Origin of the sequence: Arcanobacterium haemolyticum DSM 20595, assembly GCF_000092365.1 — a bacterium.
Taxonomy (GTDB): domain Bacteria; phylum Actinomycetota; class Actinomycetes; order Actinomycetales; family Actinomycetaceae; genus Arcanobacterium; species Arcanobacterium haemolyticum.
In genome coordinates this window covers 1,472,729-1,488,791 of record NC_014218.1, presented here as the reverse complement: position 1 = coordinate 1,488,791, position 16,063 = coordinate 1,472,729, and the positions used below count along the sequence as shown (strand labels likewise).

The 16,063-nt window shown below is 55.9% G+C and carries 16 protein-coding genes; 14 read left to right on the top strand and 2 right to left on the bottom strand.

The window, feature by feature from the left end; all coding sequences use genetic code 11:
- Nucleotides 1–323: 323 nt before the first annotated feature.
- Nucleotides 324–1,121, bottom strand: coding sequence for an ROK family protein (locus tag ARCH_RS06760; protein ID WP_013170538.1), 798 nt, complete (start codon nucleotides 1,119–1,121; stop codon nucleotides 324–326).
- Here ARCH_RS06760 and ARCH_RS06755 point away from each other — a divergent pair.
- The 4 genes from ARCH_RS06755 (at nucleotide 1,120) to glmM (ending at nucleotide 4,742) form a co-directional block, all read left to right on the top strand.
- Nucleotides 1,120–2,001, top strand: coding sequence for a tRNA pseudouridine synthase A (locus tag ARCH_RS06755; RefSeq protein ID WP_013170537.1), 882 nt, complete (start codon nucleotides 1,120–1,122; stop codon nucleotides 1,999–2,001). The genes ARCH_RS06760 and ARCH_RS06755 overlap by 2 nt on opposite strands.
- Nucleotides 2,002–2,264: 263 nt before the next feature.
- The gene (gene rplM / locus ARCH_RS06750) at nucleotides 2,265–2,708 is read left to right on the top strand and encodes a 50S ribosomal protein L13 (protein WP_041640978.1); all 444 of its coding nucleotides are present in this window, start codon (nucleotides 2,265–2,267) and stop codon (nucleotides 2,706–2,708) included.
- Nucleotides 2,709–2,738: 30 nt separating this feature from the next.
- Nucleotides 2,739–3,224: a 30S ribosomal protein S9 gene (gene rpsI / locus ARCH_RS06745; protein ID WP_013170535.1), complete on the top strand. Its 486-nt coding sequence runs from the start codon at nucleotides 2,739–2,741 to the stop codon at nucleotides 3,222–3,224.
- 186 nt (nucleotides 3,225–3,410) lie between these two features.
- Nucleotides 3,411–4,742 carry a phosphoglucosamine mutase gene (gene glmM / locus ARCH_RS06740; protein ID WP_013170534.1) on the top strand — a complete coding sequence of 444 codons (1,332 nt, stop codon included), beginning with the start codon at nucleotides 3,411–3,413 and terminating at the stop codon, nucleotides 4,740–4,742.
- A 119-nt stretch (nucleotides 4,743–4,861) separates the two neighbouring features.
- Here glmM and coaA read toward each other — a convergent pair whose 3' ends face one another.
- The gene (gene coaA / locus ARCH_RS06735) at nucleotides 4,862–5,803 is read right to left on the bottom strand and encodes a type I pantothenate kinase (RefSeq protein ID WP_013170533.1); all 942 of its coding nucleotides are present in this window, start codon (nucleotides 5,801–5,803) and stop codon (nucleotides 4,862–4,864) included.
- Between the two features lie 157 nt (nucleotides 5,804–5,960).
- On the opposite strand from coaA, the gene glmS reads away from it, so the two are divergent.
- The 10 genes from glmS to ARCH_RS06685 all read left to right on the top strand — a co-directional run bounded on the left by glmS (nucleotide 5,961) and on the right by ARCH_RS06685 (nucleotide 16,061).
- Nucleotides 5,961–7,817, top strand: a complete 1,857-nt coding sequence (glmS, locus tag ARCH_RS06730) for a glutamine--fructose-6-phosphate transaminase (isomerizing) (protein WP_013170532.1) — start codon at nucleotides 5,961–5,963, stop codon at nucleotides 7,815–7,817.
- Between the two features lie 11 nt (nucleotides 7,818–7,828).
- The gene (locus ARCH_RS06725) at nucleotides 7,829–8,680 is read left to right on the top strand and encodes an ADP-dependent NAD(P)H-hydrate dehydratase (RefSeq protein WP_013170531.1); all 852 of its coding nucleotides are present in this window, start codon (nucleotides 7,829–7,831) and stop codon (nucleotides 8,678–8,680) included.
- Nucleotides 8,673–9,797, top strand: coding sequence for an alanine racemase (gene alr, locus ARCH_RS06720; protein ID WP_013170530.1), 1,125 nt, complete (start codon nucleotides 8,673–8,675; stop codon nucleotides 9,795–9,797). The genes ARCH_RS06725 and alr overlap by 8 nt, the downstream gene beginning before the upstream one ends.
- A gap of 31 nt (nucleotides 9,798–9,828) precedes the next feature.
- Nucleotides 9,829–10,362: a tRNA (adenosine(37)-N6)-threonylcarbamoyltransferase complex ATPase subunit type 1 TsaE gene (tsaE, locus tag ARCH_RS06715; protein ID WP_013170529.1), complete on the top strand. Its 534-nt coding sequence runs from the start codon at nucleotides 9,829–9,831 to the stop codon at nucleotides 10,360–10,362.
- Nucleotides 10,359–11,228: a hypothetical protein gene (locus ARCH_RS06710; RefSeq protein WP_013170528.1), complete on the top strand. Its 870-nt coding sequence runs from the start codon at nucleotides 10,359–10,361 to the stop codon at nucleotides 11,226–11,228. Before tsaE ends, ARCH_RS06710 begins: the two co-directional genes overlap by 4 nt.
- A 4-nt stretch (nucleotides 11,229–11,232) precedes the next feature.
- Nucleotides 11,233–11,943, top strand: a complete 711-nt coding sequence (tsaB, locus tag ARCH_RS06705; protein ID WP_013170527.1) for a tRNA (adenosine(37)-N6)-threonylcarbamoyltransferase complex dimerization subunit type 1 TsaB — start codon at nucleotides 11,233–11,235, stop codon at nucleotides 11,941–11,943.
- A complete protein-coding gene (locus ARCH_RS06700) occupies nucleotides 11,943–12,434 on the top strand; it encodes a GNAT family N-acetyltransferase (protein ID WP_013170526.1) in 492 nt (163 codons plus the stop codon). Before tsaB ends, ARCH_RS06700 begins: the two co-directional genes overlap by 1 nt.
- A 188-nt stretch (nucleotides 12,435–12,622) precedes the next feature.
- Nucleotides 12,623–13,339 (top strand): succinate dehydrogenase cytochrome b subunit, encoded by a 717-nt coding sequence (locus ARCH_RS06695; RefSeq protein WP_170121734.1) that lies wholly within the window; start codon nucleotides 12,623–12,625, stop codon nucleotides 13,337–13,339.
- Between the two features lie 11 nt (nucleotides 13,340–13,350).
- On the top strand, nucleotides 13,351–15,321 hold the full coding sequence (locus ARCH_RS06690; protein WP_013170524.1) for a fumarate reductase/succinate dehydrogenase flavoprotein subunit: 1,971 nt from the start codon (nucleotides 13,351–13,353) through the stop codon (nucleotides 15,319–15,321).
- The gene (locus ARCH_RS06685) at nucleotides 15,318–16,061 is read left to right on the top strand and encodes a succinate dehydrogenase/fumarate reductase iron-sulfur subunit (protein ID WP_013170523.1); all 744 of its coding nucleotides are present in this window, start codon (nucleotides 15,318–15,320) and stop codon (nucleotides 16,059–16,061) included. Before ARCH_RS06690 ends, ARCH_RS06685 begins: the two co-directional genes overlap by 4 nt.
- The last annotated feature ends 2 nt before the right edge of the window (nucleotides 16,062–16,063 follow it).

Genomic DNA, 16,063 nt, shown 5'->3' with positions numbered 1-16,063 from the left:
CTTTGAGGCGTGATGTTTGCTTTTGGGCGGGGTGGTCTGTTCTACAGTGTAATGACGTATTTTGAAGTCCAAGGCTGATTTTATTGTGGTTACGGTTTGGCGATGCTGATTATTTCGAGAATAGTGGCGATATTTGCCACTATTCTCGAAATAATCAGAGTTGCCCACGGAGTCGCCCACGGAGTCGCCCATGGAGCGCCCTCGGCCCCCGCATAGTGCTCTCGGAGTGCTGTCGGCCCCCCACGGAGCCCCTAAACCGGCCTACCGAAGGGAAACATACGGCGGACGCCGCTCTGCATCCGCGCGCGGCCCTAAAAACAGCCTTACTTCACGTGCTCCCAGGCGGCAGCTCCGCCGCGCGCCCCCGCTTCGTAGTCAAGGAATTTGACGCCGGCATCGGCCAGTCGCGCCCGCACAGGCGCAGTGAGCTTAAAGGCGTTCCCTCCGCCAACGTAGAGCTGATCCCAGCGGTACATGGGCCACAGGGAGTCGATTACACGCAAAATATTTTCGGACCACAGGGCAGGATCTGCCCCGGAAACGTTGATTGCACCCACGGTGTCGTCGAACGTACCACCCAGTGGGCTCGGAGCGTGTGACACTTCGATGTGTTCAGTCAGCGTCCCGTCCACGGCGAAGGCCACGCCCAGTCCGGTCCCGAATGTGAGCACGAGTTCGCTTCCGTTCCCGGTAATAACGCCGGCCGCAGTCACGATCGCATCGTTGACAACGAGTGCGGGCAGCCGCGTCGTCGTCTCCACTAGTCCTTTAACGTCAGCCCCGGTCCATGCCGAAACGAGCTCCGGATCCACGGTTCCGCCTGGCCCGGTTGTGCGGATGTAGTGCGGTGTGTGGATTACACGCCCGTTGCGGATGATCCCTGGCATGCCGATTGTGATGCGCTGGAATGGGATCGAGTGGGCGTTGGTGTGGGTGTTGACGGTGGCGATGAGGGCGTCGGGCGTGAATGGGTATCCGACGAAGTCCACGATGTGTGTGCCGAGTTGTGTGCCGTCTGGGTCTAATACGGCTGATTTGACGCGCGATCCGCCAAAGTCGAGGCTGAGTGTGTTCAGTTTCGAGTTTGGATCGGGTGCGTGTTTGTGGGATCCTGCAGTCATGACTTCGACGCTAGCGCAAAATCTCCGCGTCCGCCTAGATTTAGGGTACGACGGTAATCACTTTCACGGTTGGGCGGCTCAGCCTGGCCTTCGTACGGTTCAGGATGAGTTGGAAAAGGCTTTATCGGTGGTTTTCCGTGAGCCGGTTGTTTTGACTGTTGCAGGGCGTACTGATGCTGGGGTTCATGCGCGGCATCAGGTGGCTCATTGTGATGTGTCACGGGCTGCGTGGGATGCGCTTCCGGGGCGTTCGTCGCGTACACCAGGGGAGTCGTTGGTGTTGCGTTTGAATTCGTTGTTGGCGCGTTCGGCGGGCGGCGTGGTTGCAGGTGCGCCACGTGGGTATTCGGATGTGGTGGTTCATTCTGCGCTGGAGGTTCCGGCTGATTTTGATGCTCGGTTTTCTGCGTTGTGGCGTGCATACACGTATCGGATTGCTGATTCGGTGGCGGAGTGGGATCCGCAGCGTCACGATGTGTTGTGGCTGAGTGACCGGTTGGATCTGGATGCGATGAATCGTGCGTCAGTTGCGTTGTTGGGTGAGCATGATTTTTTGTCGTACTGTAAGCCGCGTGAGGGTGCGTCTACAATTCGGACGTTGCTGGATTTGGGTTTTGAGCGTGTGGAGGGCATTGTGGTTGGGCGTGCGAAGGCGGATGCGTTTTGTCATTCTCAGGTGCGTACGTTGATGGGTACGTTGATTGAGGTGGGGCGCGGTGCCCGCGAGGAGCGGTGGCCGTTGCTTCGTTTGGAGGAGTGTTCGCGGGATGGTCAGGTTGTGGTGGCGCCGCCGCATCCGTTGACCCTTGAAGAGATTGGGTATCCTGGCGCGGCTGAGTTTGGGGCGCAGGCTCGGTTGGCGCGTCGTTATCGGGGGTGACGACGACGGGGCGTGGCATTCGCTTATCGGGCATGCGAGATGAATCGCACCACAGGGTGGGTGTTTCCTTTGACCGGGGGCGTTTCTCGCAGTAGAGTTGCTTAATGCTGTGCATGTTGTATGACGATGCAATCCCACTCATCGGATAACAGTGCCAGCAACGTTAACTTGACCATTGGATAGATCGGTTGTTTTTAGGCAGAAAGCCATTGCCAGAACAGTTGATGAAGCTATCCGCGATTAAAGAAACGAAGGCTACGCAAGTGCGCACGTATTCACCGAAGCCCGGAGACGTTGAGAAGAAGTGGTATGTCATTGACGCCACCGACGTCGTCCTTGGCCGTCTGGCATCTCAAGTTGCCATCCTGCTCCGTGGGAAGCACAAGCCCAACTTTGCTCCACATGCTGATACAGGCGATTTCGTCGTGATCATCAACGCTGAGAAGGTCGCTCTGACCGGCTCGAAGCGTGAGCAGAAGATTGCTTACCGTCACTCAGGTCAGCCAGGTGGCTTGACCGCTACGTCCTACACTGAACTCTTGGAGCTTAACCCAGAGAAGGCTGTCATGAAGGCTGTTGCCGGCATGCTTCCAAAGAACACATTGGGACGTCAGCAACTTTCCAAGTTGAAGGTTTACCGTGGGGCTGAACACCCACACGCTGCTCAGCAGCCGGTAGCCCTTGAGCTTACGCAGGTTGCACAGTAACCCCTGTCCGGAAAAGATTTAAGGAGAACCGTGGCTGAGACCACCGAAACCGTAGAGCTTGAGGAAACCCCGAGCTCATACACCTCTGAGACCGAGGCTCCCAAGACCGGCCAGGGCGCATCCCTGACCGCACCAGGCGCTGGCCTGGGTCGTCGTAAGGAAGCAGTTGCTCGTGTCCGTCTCGTCCCAGGTACCGGCACGTGGAAGATCAACGGCCGTACCCTTGAGGACTACTTCCCAAACAAGTTGCACCAGCAGCTCGTTAACTCCCCATTCGTTTTGCTTGACATCGAAGGTCGTTTCGATGTTGTTGCGCGCATCAACGGTGGCGGCACCTCCGGCCAGGCCGGCGCCCTTCGCCTTGGTGTTTCCCGTGCACTGAACGAAATTGACCGTGACGCTAACCGTCCGGCATTGAAGAAGGCAGGCTTCCTCGCCCGCGACGCTCGTGCAGTCGAGCGCAAGAAGGCTGGTTTGAAGAAGGCTCGTAAGGCTTCGCAGTTCTCCAAGCGCTGATTTTCAGCCCTACGGAAAATGTACAGTGTGGCCCTGGCGCGTATGCGCTGGGGTCACACTCTTTTTGTGTCTGTGAACGTGATATACGTCTAGCGCATCTTGGTTCTTTAGCGCGTCAAAATGCACTGTGAGTGTATGGAATGTACTAGGCTGACAACAGTTAGAAGTGCAGTTGGAGGAGAAATCATGGCACGTCTTTTTGGTACTGATGGTGTTCGCGGTTTAGCGAATCGGGAAATTACTGCTCCGTTTGCGTTGCAGCTGGGTGAAGCCGCGGCGCGAGTGTTGGCTCGTAATGTGTCGGGTCATCGTCCGAAGGCAATCGTTGGGCGTGATACGCGTCAGTCGTCGGGTATGTTGAGCCATGCGGTTGCCGCGGGCTTGTCATCGGCTGGTGTGGACGTGGAGCACGTGCGCGAGATTCCTACTCCGGGTATTGCGTATCTGACCGCTGCTCGTGACTACGATCTGGGCGTGATGATTTCCGCATCGCACAATGCGATGCCAGATAACGGTATTAAGTTCATTTCGGGTAATGGTTTCAAGCTTGATGACGCGATTGAAGATGAAATCGAAGCAGTGCTCGGCCAGGAATGGGATCGACCGATTGGCGCTGGCGTGGGCTACATGCGTGAGAACGCGATCGTGTCCGATCAGGTGTACATTGATCATTTGATTCGCTGTGGTGCTGACCTTTCTGGCCTGCGCATCATCTTAGATTGTGCGAACGGTGCTGCATCGAATGTTGCTCCGGCTGCGTTACAGGAATTGGGTGCGGACGTGTCTGTGATTAACGCGTCCCCAGATGGCAAGAACATCAATCGCAATGCTGGCTCTACCCATCCAGAACAGCTCCAGGCGATGGTTGTGGCTTCTGAGGCTGATTTCGGTTTCGCATTCGATGGTGATGCGGATCGTTGCTTGGCTGTGAATGCGAAGGGCCAGATCGTTGATGGCGATCATATTATGGGCTTGTTGGCTGTCTCGTTGAAGGCTCAGGGCAAGCTTACTGGCAATACGCTTGTTGCTACCGTGATGTCGAACCTTGGTCTAACCTTGGCAATGCGTGAGGCTGATATCAATTTGGTTGCCACGAAGGTTGGCGATCGTTACGTGCTTGAAGAGATGCTGGCCAACGGCTACGTGTTGGGTGGCGAACAGTCTGGCCACGTGATCAACTTGCATCATGCGACTACAGGCGATGGTACTTTGACCGCTATTTTGGTGGCGTCGGAGATGGCACGCCGTGGTGGCACGCTGGAAGATGCTGTTTCGTTCATTACGCGCCTTCCTCAAACGTTGATCAACGTTCCTAACGTGGATAAGACTCGCACGGATGAGATCTCTGAGCAGGTCGAGCAGGCAGAACGCGAACTTGGCGAAACAGGCCGCGTGTTGCTTCGCGCATCGGGCACCGAACCGCTGGTTCGCGTGATGGTGGAAGCGGCAACTCAGGAACAGGCTGATGCTGTGGCTCAACGTTTGGCTGATGTGGTGGCAGATAAGCTGGCTCTCTAGTTTCAGGAGGTCCAACAGGTAGTACTGACGTAAAAATCACCCACAGCCGGTGATAGGCCCATATATGGCCCTATCACCGGAAATAGGTGAATTTTGCGTCAAGATGATCTGTGCCAGGCCTACAACTTCCGGATCTGTACCTGATCGATGGCGTGCGATGGGCCTTTGGTGAGGATAACGGTGGCCCGGTTTTTGGTTGGCGCAATGTTGTGCCGCAGGTTGGGCAGGTTGATGGCGCCCCAGATTTGGCGGGCGGTCTCACGGGCTTGGGAATCGGTGAGGTCGGAATAGTTTTTGAAGTATGAGGCTTCGTTGGTGAAGGCGGTGGTTCGCAGAGTGAGGAATCGATCGATGTACCAGCGTTCCAACGCTTCTTCGGGGGCGTCTACGTAAATAGTGAAGTCGAAGAAGTCGGATACTGCGGAGAATTCGTGGGCGGCAATCCCAGGCGCGGGCTGTAGCACGTTCAACCCTTCCACGATCAGGATGTCCGGCTGATCTACGGTGATCACGCGATCCGGCACGATGTCATAGGTGATGTGATCGTACACGGGCGCAGTCACATTGCGTTTCCCGGATTTAACGGCGGCCAGAAATTCGAGAATAGCCCGCCGATCGTATGATTCAGGAAAACCCTTGCGTGCCAGTAGCCGCTGTTCGTTCAAAACAGCGTTGGGGAACAAGAACCCGTCGGTTGTCACGAGGTCTACGCGCGGGGTTTCGGGGGAGCGGCTGAGAAGTTCGCGCAACAGCCGCGCAACGGTAGATTTCCCTGCGGAAACAGACCCAGCGATCCCCACGATCCACGGCACGCGCACGTCGCTAAATCCCAGGAAGTTCTTTGATTCGCTGAAGAGCCGCCCGGTGTTGCGTGCATACATGTGCATAAGTGCGGTGAGCGGCCGGTAGATGGCGTCCACTTCGCTGATGGTGATGGGATCGCCCATGGCGGCCAATTTTGCTACGTCGTGTTGCGTGAGCGGGAAATCGGTGTTGCCAGCGAGCGTGGCCCATTTGTTGCGTGTGAATGTGACGAATGCCGAAAGATCTGAGCTTTGCATGTTTCGATTGTGGCAATAAATACCTGATTACGCCAGTTTCGCGTGGTGAGAAGTTGGACAATGCCGCGCAACAACACCTAACAAAACCCATCTCCTACCTGGTTGTCTGACAGGTTGAGTGACGTAGATCGGCGCCTGCGTTGTAGTGTGTATCAACATGTGTGGAATTGTTGGATATATTGGCGCGAATGCGTCGTTTGTTTCGCAGGAAGCGGTTCTGGCTGGGCTGGAGCGCTTGGAGTATCGTGGCTATGATTCGGCGGGTATCGCGATCCCGTCGGCTGACGGCGTGTTGGTGCGTAAGCGCGCAGGCCGTGTGGCTGATTTGCGTGAGCAGTTGGCGGCGGATCCGCTGCCGGAGTGCCGGGCTGCTATTGGGCATACGCGGTGGGCAACGCATGGTGTGCCGTCGGATCGTAATTCGCATCCGCACGTGTCGGCTGATGGCCAGGTTGCGATTGTTCATAATGGAATTATTGAGAATGCGCCGCAGTTGCGTGCGGAGCTTGAGGCCGCGGGGGTTGAGTTTTCGTCTGATACTGATTCTGAGACGATTGCTCATGTGTTGAGTTTTGCGTTGCGTGAGACGGCTGATTTAACGGTGGCTATGCGCCGCGTGGTGGCTCGCCTTGAGGGGTCGTTTGCTGTGGTGGCTACGAGCGCCGCACATCCGGATCGTTTGGTGGGCGCCCGCCGTAATTCGCCGTTGGTTGTTGGCTTGGGCGAGGATGAGAATTTCTTTGGTTCTGACGTGGTTGCGTTTGTGGGCCATACTCGTGAGGCGATGGCTGTTGGGCAGGATCAGATTGTCACGTTGACTGCGTCGAGCGTTGAGGTCACCGATTTTTCGGGTGAACCTGCGCAGGCGGATCGTTTCGAGGTTGATTGGGACGTGGATACCGCGTTGCATGATGGTTATGCAACGTTCATGGATAAGGAAATTCATGAACAGCCAACTGCGGTTGCTGAGACGTTGCGTGGGCGCACAACTCCTGATGGTCATTTGCATTTGGATGAGTTGCGTATTGAAGAGTACGAATTGCGTGCGATTGACAAGATTATTGTGGTGGCGTGTGGTACGGCCGCGTATGCGGGGCATGTTGCGAAGTATGCGATTGAGCACTGGTGCCGGATTCCTGTTGAGGTTGAGTTGGCGCACGAGTTCCGTTACCGGGATCCGATCGTGACTGCGAAAACGCTGGTTGTGGCGATTTCGCAGTCTGGTGAGACGATGGATACGTTGAAGGCAGTGCGGCACGCATCCGAGCAGGGTGCGCGCGTGCTTGCGATCGTGAACACGTACGGTTCGACTATCGCACGTGAGTCCGACGCCGTTCTTTACACTCACGCCGGCCCCGAAATTGCCGTTGCATCCACGAAGGCGTTTACGTCTCAGATTACGGCTGCGTACTTGCTTGGTTTGTATTTGGCTCAGTTGCGCGGGAACAAGTTCACGGATGAGGTTGCGGGGTATTTGGAGCAGTTGGCTCAGATGCCGGAGCGTATGGAGTTCGTGCTGCGTCAAGAAGAAACGATCCGCGAGTTGGCTCGCACGATGTCCGACGTCGATTCCGTCCTTTTCTTGGGCCGTCACGTTGGTTTCCCGATTGCGTTGGAAGGTGCGCTCAAGTTGAAGGAGCTGGCGTATATTCACGCTGAGGGCTTCGCGGCTGGCGAGTTGAAGCACGGCCCGATCGCGCTGGTGGAAGAGGATCTTCCGGTGTTTGTGATTGCGCCGACTCCACGTCGGCCGTTGTTGCATTCGAAAGTTATTTCGAATTTGCATGAGGTGATGGCGCGTGGCGCACGCACGATCGTGATTGCGGAAGAAGGGGATAGTGCGGTTGACGATCATGCGATGGCCGTGATTCGCGTTCCGCAGTCCACGCCAACGTTGTTGATGCCGTTGGTGACGATCATTCCGTTGCAGATTTTCGCGTCTGAGCTTGCTACCGTGAAGGGGTATGACGTGGATAAGCCACGTAACCTCGCAAAGTCAGTGACGGTTGAGTAGAGTTTTCTTCTATGAAGGCGCGCTCGGTTACAGATGATGAGATTCGTCAGTGGTGGCCGATCCCTGGATCGGCGGACCACAAGTACACTCGGGGAGTTCTGGGTGTAGTGACGGGCTCGCATCGGTATCCGGGCGCGGCCATTTTAGGGGTGGGTGCCGCGCTCGCGTGCGGGCCTGGCATGGTGCGGTATTGTGGGGATAGCCCGCTGGTGGTGCCGCGTTTCCCGGAGGTTGTTCCAGTTCACGGCCGGGTTCAGGCGTGGCTGGTTGGATCGGGGATGGATGAGTCTGCCGATTTTTCGGTGGTTTCTGAGGCGATTGATTCGGGTTTACCTGTGGTTATCGACGCCGGTGCGCTCCCGTTGGTGTCGAATCGCACCTTGCACCCGAATGCGATTTTGACTCCGCATCCGGGGGAGTTGGCAGAGATGCTACGCGTTCGCGGGCATGACGTGACCCGCGTTGATGTGGAGCACAATCCTCACGAACTGGCCGCCATTGTTGCACGTGAAACGGGCGCGGTTGTGATGCTCACGGCCGCGGCCGACGTCGTCGTCGAACCAAACGGAACGACGTACGAACAAACAGGCGCGGCAGGCTGGCGCGCAACCGCTGGTGCAGGTGACGTGCTGGCGGGAATCGCTGGCGGTCTGCTGGCACTGTGGAATGCGCGCAGCGATCATACTGTGAGCGCCGGGTGGATCGCTGCCGCGGCGGCACACCTTCACGGGCGTGCCGCAAATCTCGCCTCCCGAAGTGATGCTGGAGTTGGATACCCCATCAAGGCGAGTAACATTAGTGATGCGCTAGGTGAAACGATCTGGCGTATTCTCAATCCACACAAGGTAAGAATTCATGACTAGTCAGGCTCCTGCACGCGCCCTCATCTCCCGGCGCGCATTTACGCAAAACATTGAGGTGGTGCGCAAACATACCGATGCCACCCTTATGGCCATCGTGAAAGCCAACGGGTATGGCCACGGTGTTGAACTCATCGCACAATGGGCGTGGGAAGCAGGAATCGACTGGCTGGGGCTAGCGCAACTGAACGAAGCCTTGACGTTGCGCCAGAGCCACACGCACGGTCACGTGCTGGCGTGGATCTTCGCCCCCGGAGCAGATTTCCAGCGTGCAATTGAACAAAACATTGATCTTTCTGTTGGTGCCACCTGGGCTATCGATGAAATCGAAGCGGCTGCCCGCGCATGCCGGCGCCCCGCTCGCATCCACGTCAAAGTAGATACAGGCATGACTCGCGGAGGATTCGATCTGGATCAACTTCCGTCGGTATTTGCCCGTGTAAAGAAACTGGCCGCGGAAGGAATAATCCAGATTGTTGGGCTGTGGTCCCACCTGGCCTGTGCCGATGATCCACACTCAGATGCGGCAACCGCGCTCCAAGTTGACCGCTTTGAGCAAGCCCGGAGCCTCGCTAAAGAAGCTGAAGTAGAGATTCCGTTCTGCCACCTAGCCGCGTCGTCGGGAATTCTATGGCACCCCGAAACCCACTACGATATGGTGCGTCCAGGAATCGTCCTCTACGGTCTCAGCCCAAACCCCGCATACGCAACTGGGCCGGAACTCGGGCTGGAACCACTCATGACTCTCGAAGCAAACGTGATCCTCACGCGCGAAGTGCCAGAAGGCGTGGGAATCTCCTACGGGCACACCCATATTACGGACGAACCAACCAGACTCGCGGTTGTACCCGTAGGTTACGCGGATGGAATATCGCGCAGGGCCTCAAACGCACTCTCCGTTACCCTCAACGGGGATCAAGCCCCCATATGCGGCGTGGTCTGTATGGATCAATTTGTGGTAAACGCGCCCCACGCACACGCAGGCGATACCGCGGTCCTGTTTGGCCCAGAACATAAAGGCTACCTGACAGCCGATAACTGGGCCGAAAAGACGGATACAATTAACTACGAAATTTTCTGTAACCTCGGCCCCCGAATTCCACGAATCCCCGTAGAATAACCGGCCCATCCATCACACAAAGGAACAGGCAATGATCCTCTCTCTGAACGCACCCACAGTCGCAGATATTCAGCGCATCGGCTCCGTGATTGCAGACAATGCCAAACCCGGCGATCTTGTGATGCTCACCGGGCCACTCGGTGCCGGAAAAACAACCATGACTCAAGGAATCGCACGTGGGCTCGGCGTCAAAGGCGCCGTCTCCTCCCCAACGTTCGTGATCGCACAAATTCACCGCGGAGAACGCCTGGATCTAGTGCACGTGGATGCCTACCGGCTCAACTCCATCGAAGAACTCGATGCGCTCGATCTGGATGCCTCGCTGGAAGAATCCCTTACCGTTGTGGAATGGGGTGCCGGCAAGGTGGAAGTGCTCTCCGAAGATCGCCTCGAACTCATGATCGAACGGCCAGAAGGCTCCGATGCGGGGCTGGAACCCGAAGATTTGTATGAAGACGCTCCGCGCGTGATCAAGGTTCACGCCTACGGGCCGCGTGGGGCAGAATTCCAGCAGGTGCTTGCTGAGGCAGTTCCAGGGGCGACGTGGGAAAGCGACGCCGAATGATGGCATCTGCGCGGCGGATCGTTGCTGTGCTGATCGGGCTCTGTTGCGCGATTGGCGTGCTTGCGTTTCCGGTGGTAGCCAATGCTACCACCGGGGGCACTGAGGACGTGCAGGAGTGGTTCGCCAAAGAAGGCGTTGATCTGGTGCGGGCGCAGGCAGGGGACGTTTTTGATAGTGACGTTGTCGATGATCCTTCGATGCTTACCCTTGGCGTTCCACACCGGGTAGCGATCGTGGTGAGTGATAAAAGATCCTCTGGGAAACCGGACGCGGCTTTTCCTGATTCGGATAAATGGATTGCGCCGATTTTTAAAGAAACCTCTGCTGTTGGAATTGTGACAACCGATGGCGGTTCTGCCACTCGGCGGGCTCACGCGAAGATTGTGGCTGATGTGCGGCTAGCTACTGAAGCTTCAGCGGCACGAAGTGATACGCAGAAGCTCATTTATGATTCTGAACTTGATGCGTGGTTTGTGTTTCGCGATGGACTGATCGAACCGGGCGATAGAGCCGGATCTAACTTCGTGCTAGGGGCAATCCCGTTTTCCACGTTTATGACCCAACGAGATGGCGTGATAGCCGCTGAAAAATCCGGAAAAAGCGTTCCAGCAACGCCATTGCGGCCGGCCGTAGCACAAAAAACGACTACGACAGGTCAGGTTGTGGTTATCGTGGCAGCGTTGGCGGCCCTGTCCGTCTTTTCTGTGGCGTGGCTGCGATGGGATCAAAACCGGACTGCGGTACAGCATGCGGATCCTGTAACGCACACTCGAGGCCAGAATCGCTGGGACCCGTTTGCTCGTGCCCGCCTCCTTATTCATCCCCAACAATCTGATACTGCCAGTGAAACCTCAACAAAGGAATAAGAACATGACTACTTATCTCACAATTGATACCAGCGCTAGCGTTGCTGTTGGTGTGGCGGATTGGACCCTGGGCGAAGTCCGCCAGCTTTCGTGGGCAACTTCGCCCGAGAAGCGGCACCATGCGGAATTGTTGGCTCCGATGGTGCGTGATGCTTTGGCGGAAGCAGGGGTGGAGGCGCCGGATGCGGTGATTGTTGGCACTGGCCCGGGCGCGTTCACTGGTTTGCGTGCGGGGCTTGTGACTGCGCGCGTGTTGGCTCGTGCATGGGATGTGCCGCTGTATGGCGTTTCTTCGCTTGACGTGATGGCGCTGGCTGCAGTTGATGCTGGTGCGGAGGAGATCGTGGCGATGATCGACGCCCGCCGTAAGGAAGCTTTTGTTCAGCGGTTCCGTGCGCTGGGTGGCGATGACGTGATGGCTCGCGATGCGGCCGATATTTGGAAGCCGGCGGATTTGGCGGCGGCGTGCGAAGATGCGCCGGCTGTGGTGGCGGTTTCTGAAACTGATCTATATCCAGAAGTTGGGGCTGAACGTTGCACGGTCGCGTTTGATCCGTGCGTGATGGTTCGGTTAGTCCAGTCGCGTTTGGCGCGTGTTGACGCTGGTGAAGATGTGGATTTGGGTACGGAGCCGCAGTATTTGCGCCGGCCGGATGTGCATGGGGGAGCGCACGCGCAACCTCATGCTGAAGGCAACCCATACGCTGCTAGCTGATGAAATCTCTGGATTCGTGTGTTCCGGCCACGATTGCGGGATATTCGGTTCGAATTCCTCCCGTATCGTGGGCCGGGCGCATCGCCGATTTCGATCGCGGTGCGTTTGGGCGTGATGCGTGGCCGGAATCGTTGTGGCGCGATGAGTTGGGCGGTGCGGAGCGCACGTATCTTCTTCTTGAGGATGAGCCGGATCCGTTGCGTTCTTTAGGAGAGATCGTTGCGGTTGGCGGGGTTTCGTATTACGACGACGCCGAGATCCTCACTATCGCTGTGTCCCCGCATTTTCGGCGGCGTGGGATCGGGCATCAGCTTCTTGCTGCTCTCTTAAATATTGCGGAATTTTATGGGGCGAACCGGGCTTTTCTTGAGGTGCGTGCGGCGCACAAGGGCGTACAGAAAATGTATGCGGATGCTGGTTTTCGGCAGATTGCGGTGCGTAAACGGTATTACAGTGACGACGACGCCGTGGTGATGCTACGCGAATCTTAATTTCGCGCTCAAATACTCACATAAATGGCACGGCGCATTTTTAGAACCTGTCATAAGGCTACATGCCTTGATATAACGCCGAAAACCAAAACACCCCGGCAAGGCCCTGTCGTAAACCTGGGGGAGAGATGGGACTTTTTGCTACTAAAGGCCCGGTTTTTGTCCGATCAATTTGCTATCTTCAAACCGTGGCTAAATCAACATCTGTAGAAATTCGCGGTCGCAAGACTACCGTGGCACTCAAAGTGCTCATGGCTGTGACCGGCTTGTTTATTGTTTTCTTCCTACTCTTCCACGCATTTGGAAACTTCAAGATGTTCCTTGGTGCAGAAGAGTACAACCATTATGCAGACTGGCTGAAGCACGGTCTGCTCTACCCGATCCTTCCTAAGCTGTGGGCACTGTGGATCTTCCGATTCACGCTCCTGTTTTGCATCTTTGGGCACATGTATGCGGCTATTAAGTTGTGGGCACGTGGCAACAAGGCTCGTGGCCGTGAAAAGTACAAGGTTAATAGCGGCTCCAAGGTTGGTTTGAAGTACTCGTACACGGCTGCAACGATGCGTTACGGCGGAATTATTATTGCGCTGTTCGTCGTGTTCCACATTCTTCAGTACACCGTTTTGGCACTTCAGCTTGGTGGCCCATACTCCGTTCACGATCCGTACCACAACATGATTTACGGCTTCTCGATCTGGTGGGTTTGGCTGATTTATTTTGTTGCCCTCTGTTCGATAGCTCTTCACGTTGCTCATGGCGTGTGGTCTGCACTGGCAACATTGGGCTTGAACACTCGCCGTCGTCAGGCTGCTTTCAAGGCAATCGCTGGCCTTATCGGCTTGGCAGTGTTGGTGGGCTTCATGACGCCACCAACCGCCATCCTGCTCGGATTCATTGTTGCTTAGGGGATTAGATCATGACTGAAACTTTGATCGAAGGCTTGTACCGCACAGGCGAACCAATCGCGGACACCAAGGCGCCAGCCGGGCCAATTTCGCAAAAGTGGGAAGAACGCAAGTTCTCTGCTCGCCTTGTGAACCCAGCTAACCGCCGTAAGCTTAACGTTATTGTTGTTGGAACCGGTTTGGCAGGTGGCGCTGGTGCTGCTTCGCTCGGTGAAATGGGCTACAACGTTAAGGCGTTCTTCTACCAGGATTCGGCTCGCCGTGCGCATTCGATTGCTGCACAGGGTGGTATCAACGCTGCGAAGAACTACAAGAACGATAATGATTCAACTTACCGTTTGTTCTATGACACGATTAAGGGTGGCGATTACCGCGCACGCGAATCGAACGTCTACCGTTTGGCTGAAGTTTCCGCCAACATTATTGATCAGTGTGTTGCTCAGGGCGTTCCATTCGCTCGTGAATACGGCGGCTTGCTCGATAACCGTTCTTTCGGTGGCGTTCAGGTTTCTCGTACATTCTATGCTCGTGGTCAAACAGGTCAGCAGCTCTTGATCGGTGCTTACCAGGCTCTTATGCGCCAGGTGAAGGCTGGAACGGTTAAGTCCTATCCACGTCACGAAATGGTTGAACTCATCGTGGTGGATGGCCGCGCACGCGGCATCATTGCTCGTGACATGGCTACTGGTAAAGTTGAAACCCACTTGGCTGATGCGGTTGTACTTGGTACTGGTGGTTACGGTAACGTCTTCTTCCTGTCCACGAACGCAATGGGGTGTAACGCAACGGCAATTTGGCGTGCACATCGCAAGGGTGCCTACTTCGGTAACCCGTGCTACACCCAGATTCACCCAACGTGTATCCCACAGCATGGTTCTTCCCAGTCCAAGCTCACTCTTATGTCCGAATCGCTTCGTAACGATGGCCGTATTTGGGTTCCTAAGAAGGCTGAAGATTGCAAGAAGGATCCACGCGATATCGCTGAAGCAGATCGCGATTACTACCTCGAACGCATCTACCCAGCATTCGGTAACTTGGTGCCACGCGATATCGCGTCCCGCCAGGCAAAGAACATGTGTGATGATGGCCGTGGCGTAGGCCCAGAAATCGACGGCGTGGCACGCGGTGTCTACCTTGATTTCTCCGATGCTATTAACCGCATGGGCAAGGATGTTGTGTCTGCTAAGTACGGCAACTTGTTTGATATGTACAAGCAGATCACGGGCGATGATCCATACGAAGTTCCAATGCGTATCTACCCAGCAGTCCACTACACCATGGGCGGCTTGTGGGTTGATTACGATCTCCAGTCTTCGATCCCAGGTCTGTTTGTTACCGGTGAAGCTAACTTCTCCGATCACGGAGCAAACCGTTTGGGCGCTTCGGCACTCATGCAGGGTCTTGCTGATGGTTACTTCGTTCTTCCAAACACCATCAACGATTACCTCGCAGATGGTCCATTCGAAAAGATCACCGAAGATCACCCAGCAGTTGTGGAAGCACGCCAGTCTGTTGAAAAGCAGATCGAATTCTTCGTCAACAATAAGGGCACCCGTTCCGTGGATTCGTTCCACAAGGAACTCGGCCACATCATGTGGGAGTACTGCGGTATGGAACGTACCGAAGAAGGCCTCAAGAAGGCTATCGGTATGATTCGCGAACTGCGCAAGGAATTCTGGCAGAACGTTCGCGTTCCAGGCGATCCTGATGAACTCAACCAGTCCTTGGAGAAGGCCGGTCGTGTTGCTGACTTCTTCGAACTCGGTGAGCTCATGTGTATCGATGCTCTCCACCGCCGCGAATCCTGTGGTGGTCACTTCCGCGCTGAATCTCAAACGGAAGAAGGCGAAGCACTTCGTGATGACGTGAACTTCGCTTACGTGGCCGCTTGGGAGTGGGGCGGAGAAGACGGGGCACCGGTTCTCCACAAGGAAGATCTGAAGTACGAATTCGTCGAGATGAAGCAGCGGAGCTACAAGTGAAAATCAATCTTGAATTTTGGCGGCAAGATGGCCGTGGCGATAAGGGTCATTTCGATACTCACACAATCGCCGACGTCGATGAGACAGCATCCTTCTTGGAGATGCTCGATCAGTTGAACGAAGAACTCTTTGCCAAGGGCGAAGAACCAGTCGCATTCGATTCTGACTGCCGTGAAGGTATCTGTGGTCAGTGTGGCATCGTCATCAACGGCGATCCACATGGTCCACTCGTGACCACCACCTGCCAGCTTCACATGCGTTCGTTCAAGGATGGGGATACGATCACCATCGAACCATGGCGTTCCACCGCATTCCCAGTCCTGAAGGATCTGGTTGTGGATCGTTCCGCTCTGGATCGTATCGTCCAGGCTGGTGGCTACATTTCCATCAATACGGGTGCGGCACCAGACGCTCACGCAGTGCCAGTTCCAAAAGATCACGCAGATCGCGCATTCGAAGCAGCAGCTTGCATCGGCTGTGGCGCATGTGTGGCAGCCTGCCCGAACGGTTCCGCAATGCTCTTCACCTCCGCAAAGGTCATGCACCTCGGCTTGCTTCCACAAGGCCAGCCAGAGCGCTTGGATCGTGTTGTGAACATGCTCAACCAGCATGATTCCGAAGGCTTCGGTGGCTGCACCAACGTTGGCGCTTGTGCAGCAGCCTGCCCTAAGGAAGTTCCACTTGAGCTGATCTCCATGCTCAACCGTGACTTGATGAAGTCCATGGCACACGGTCGGTAAAG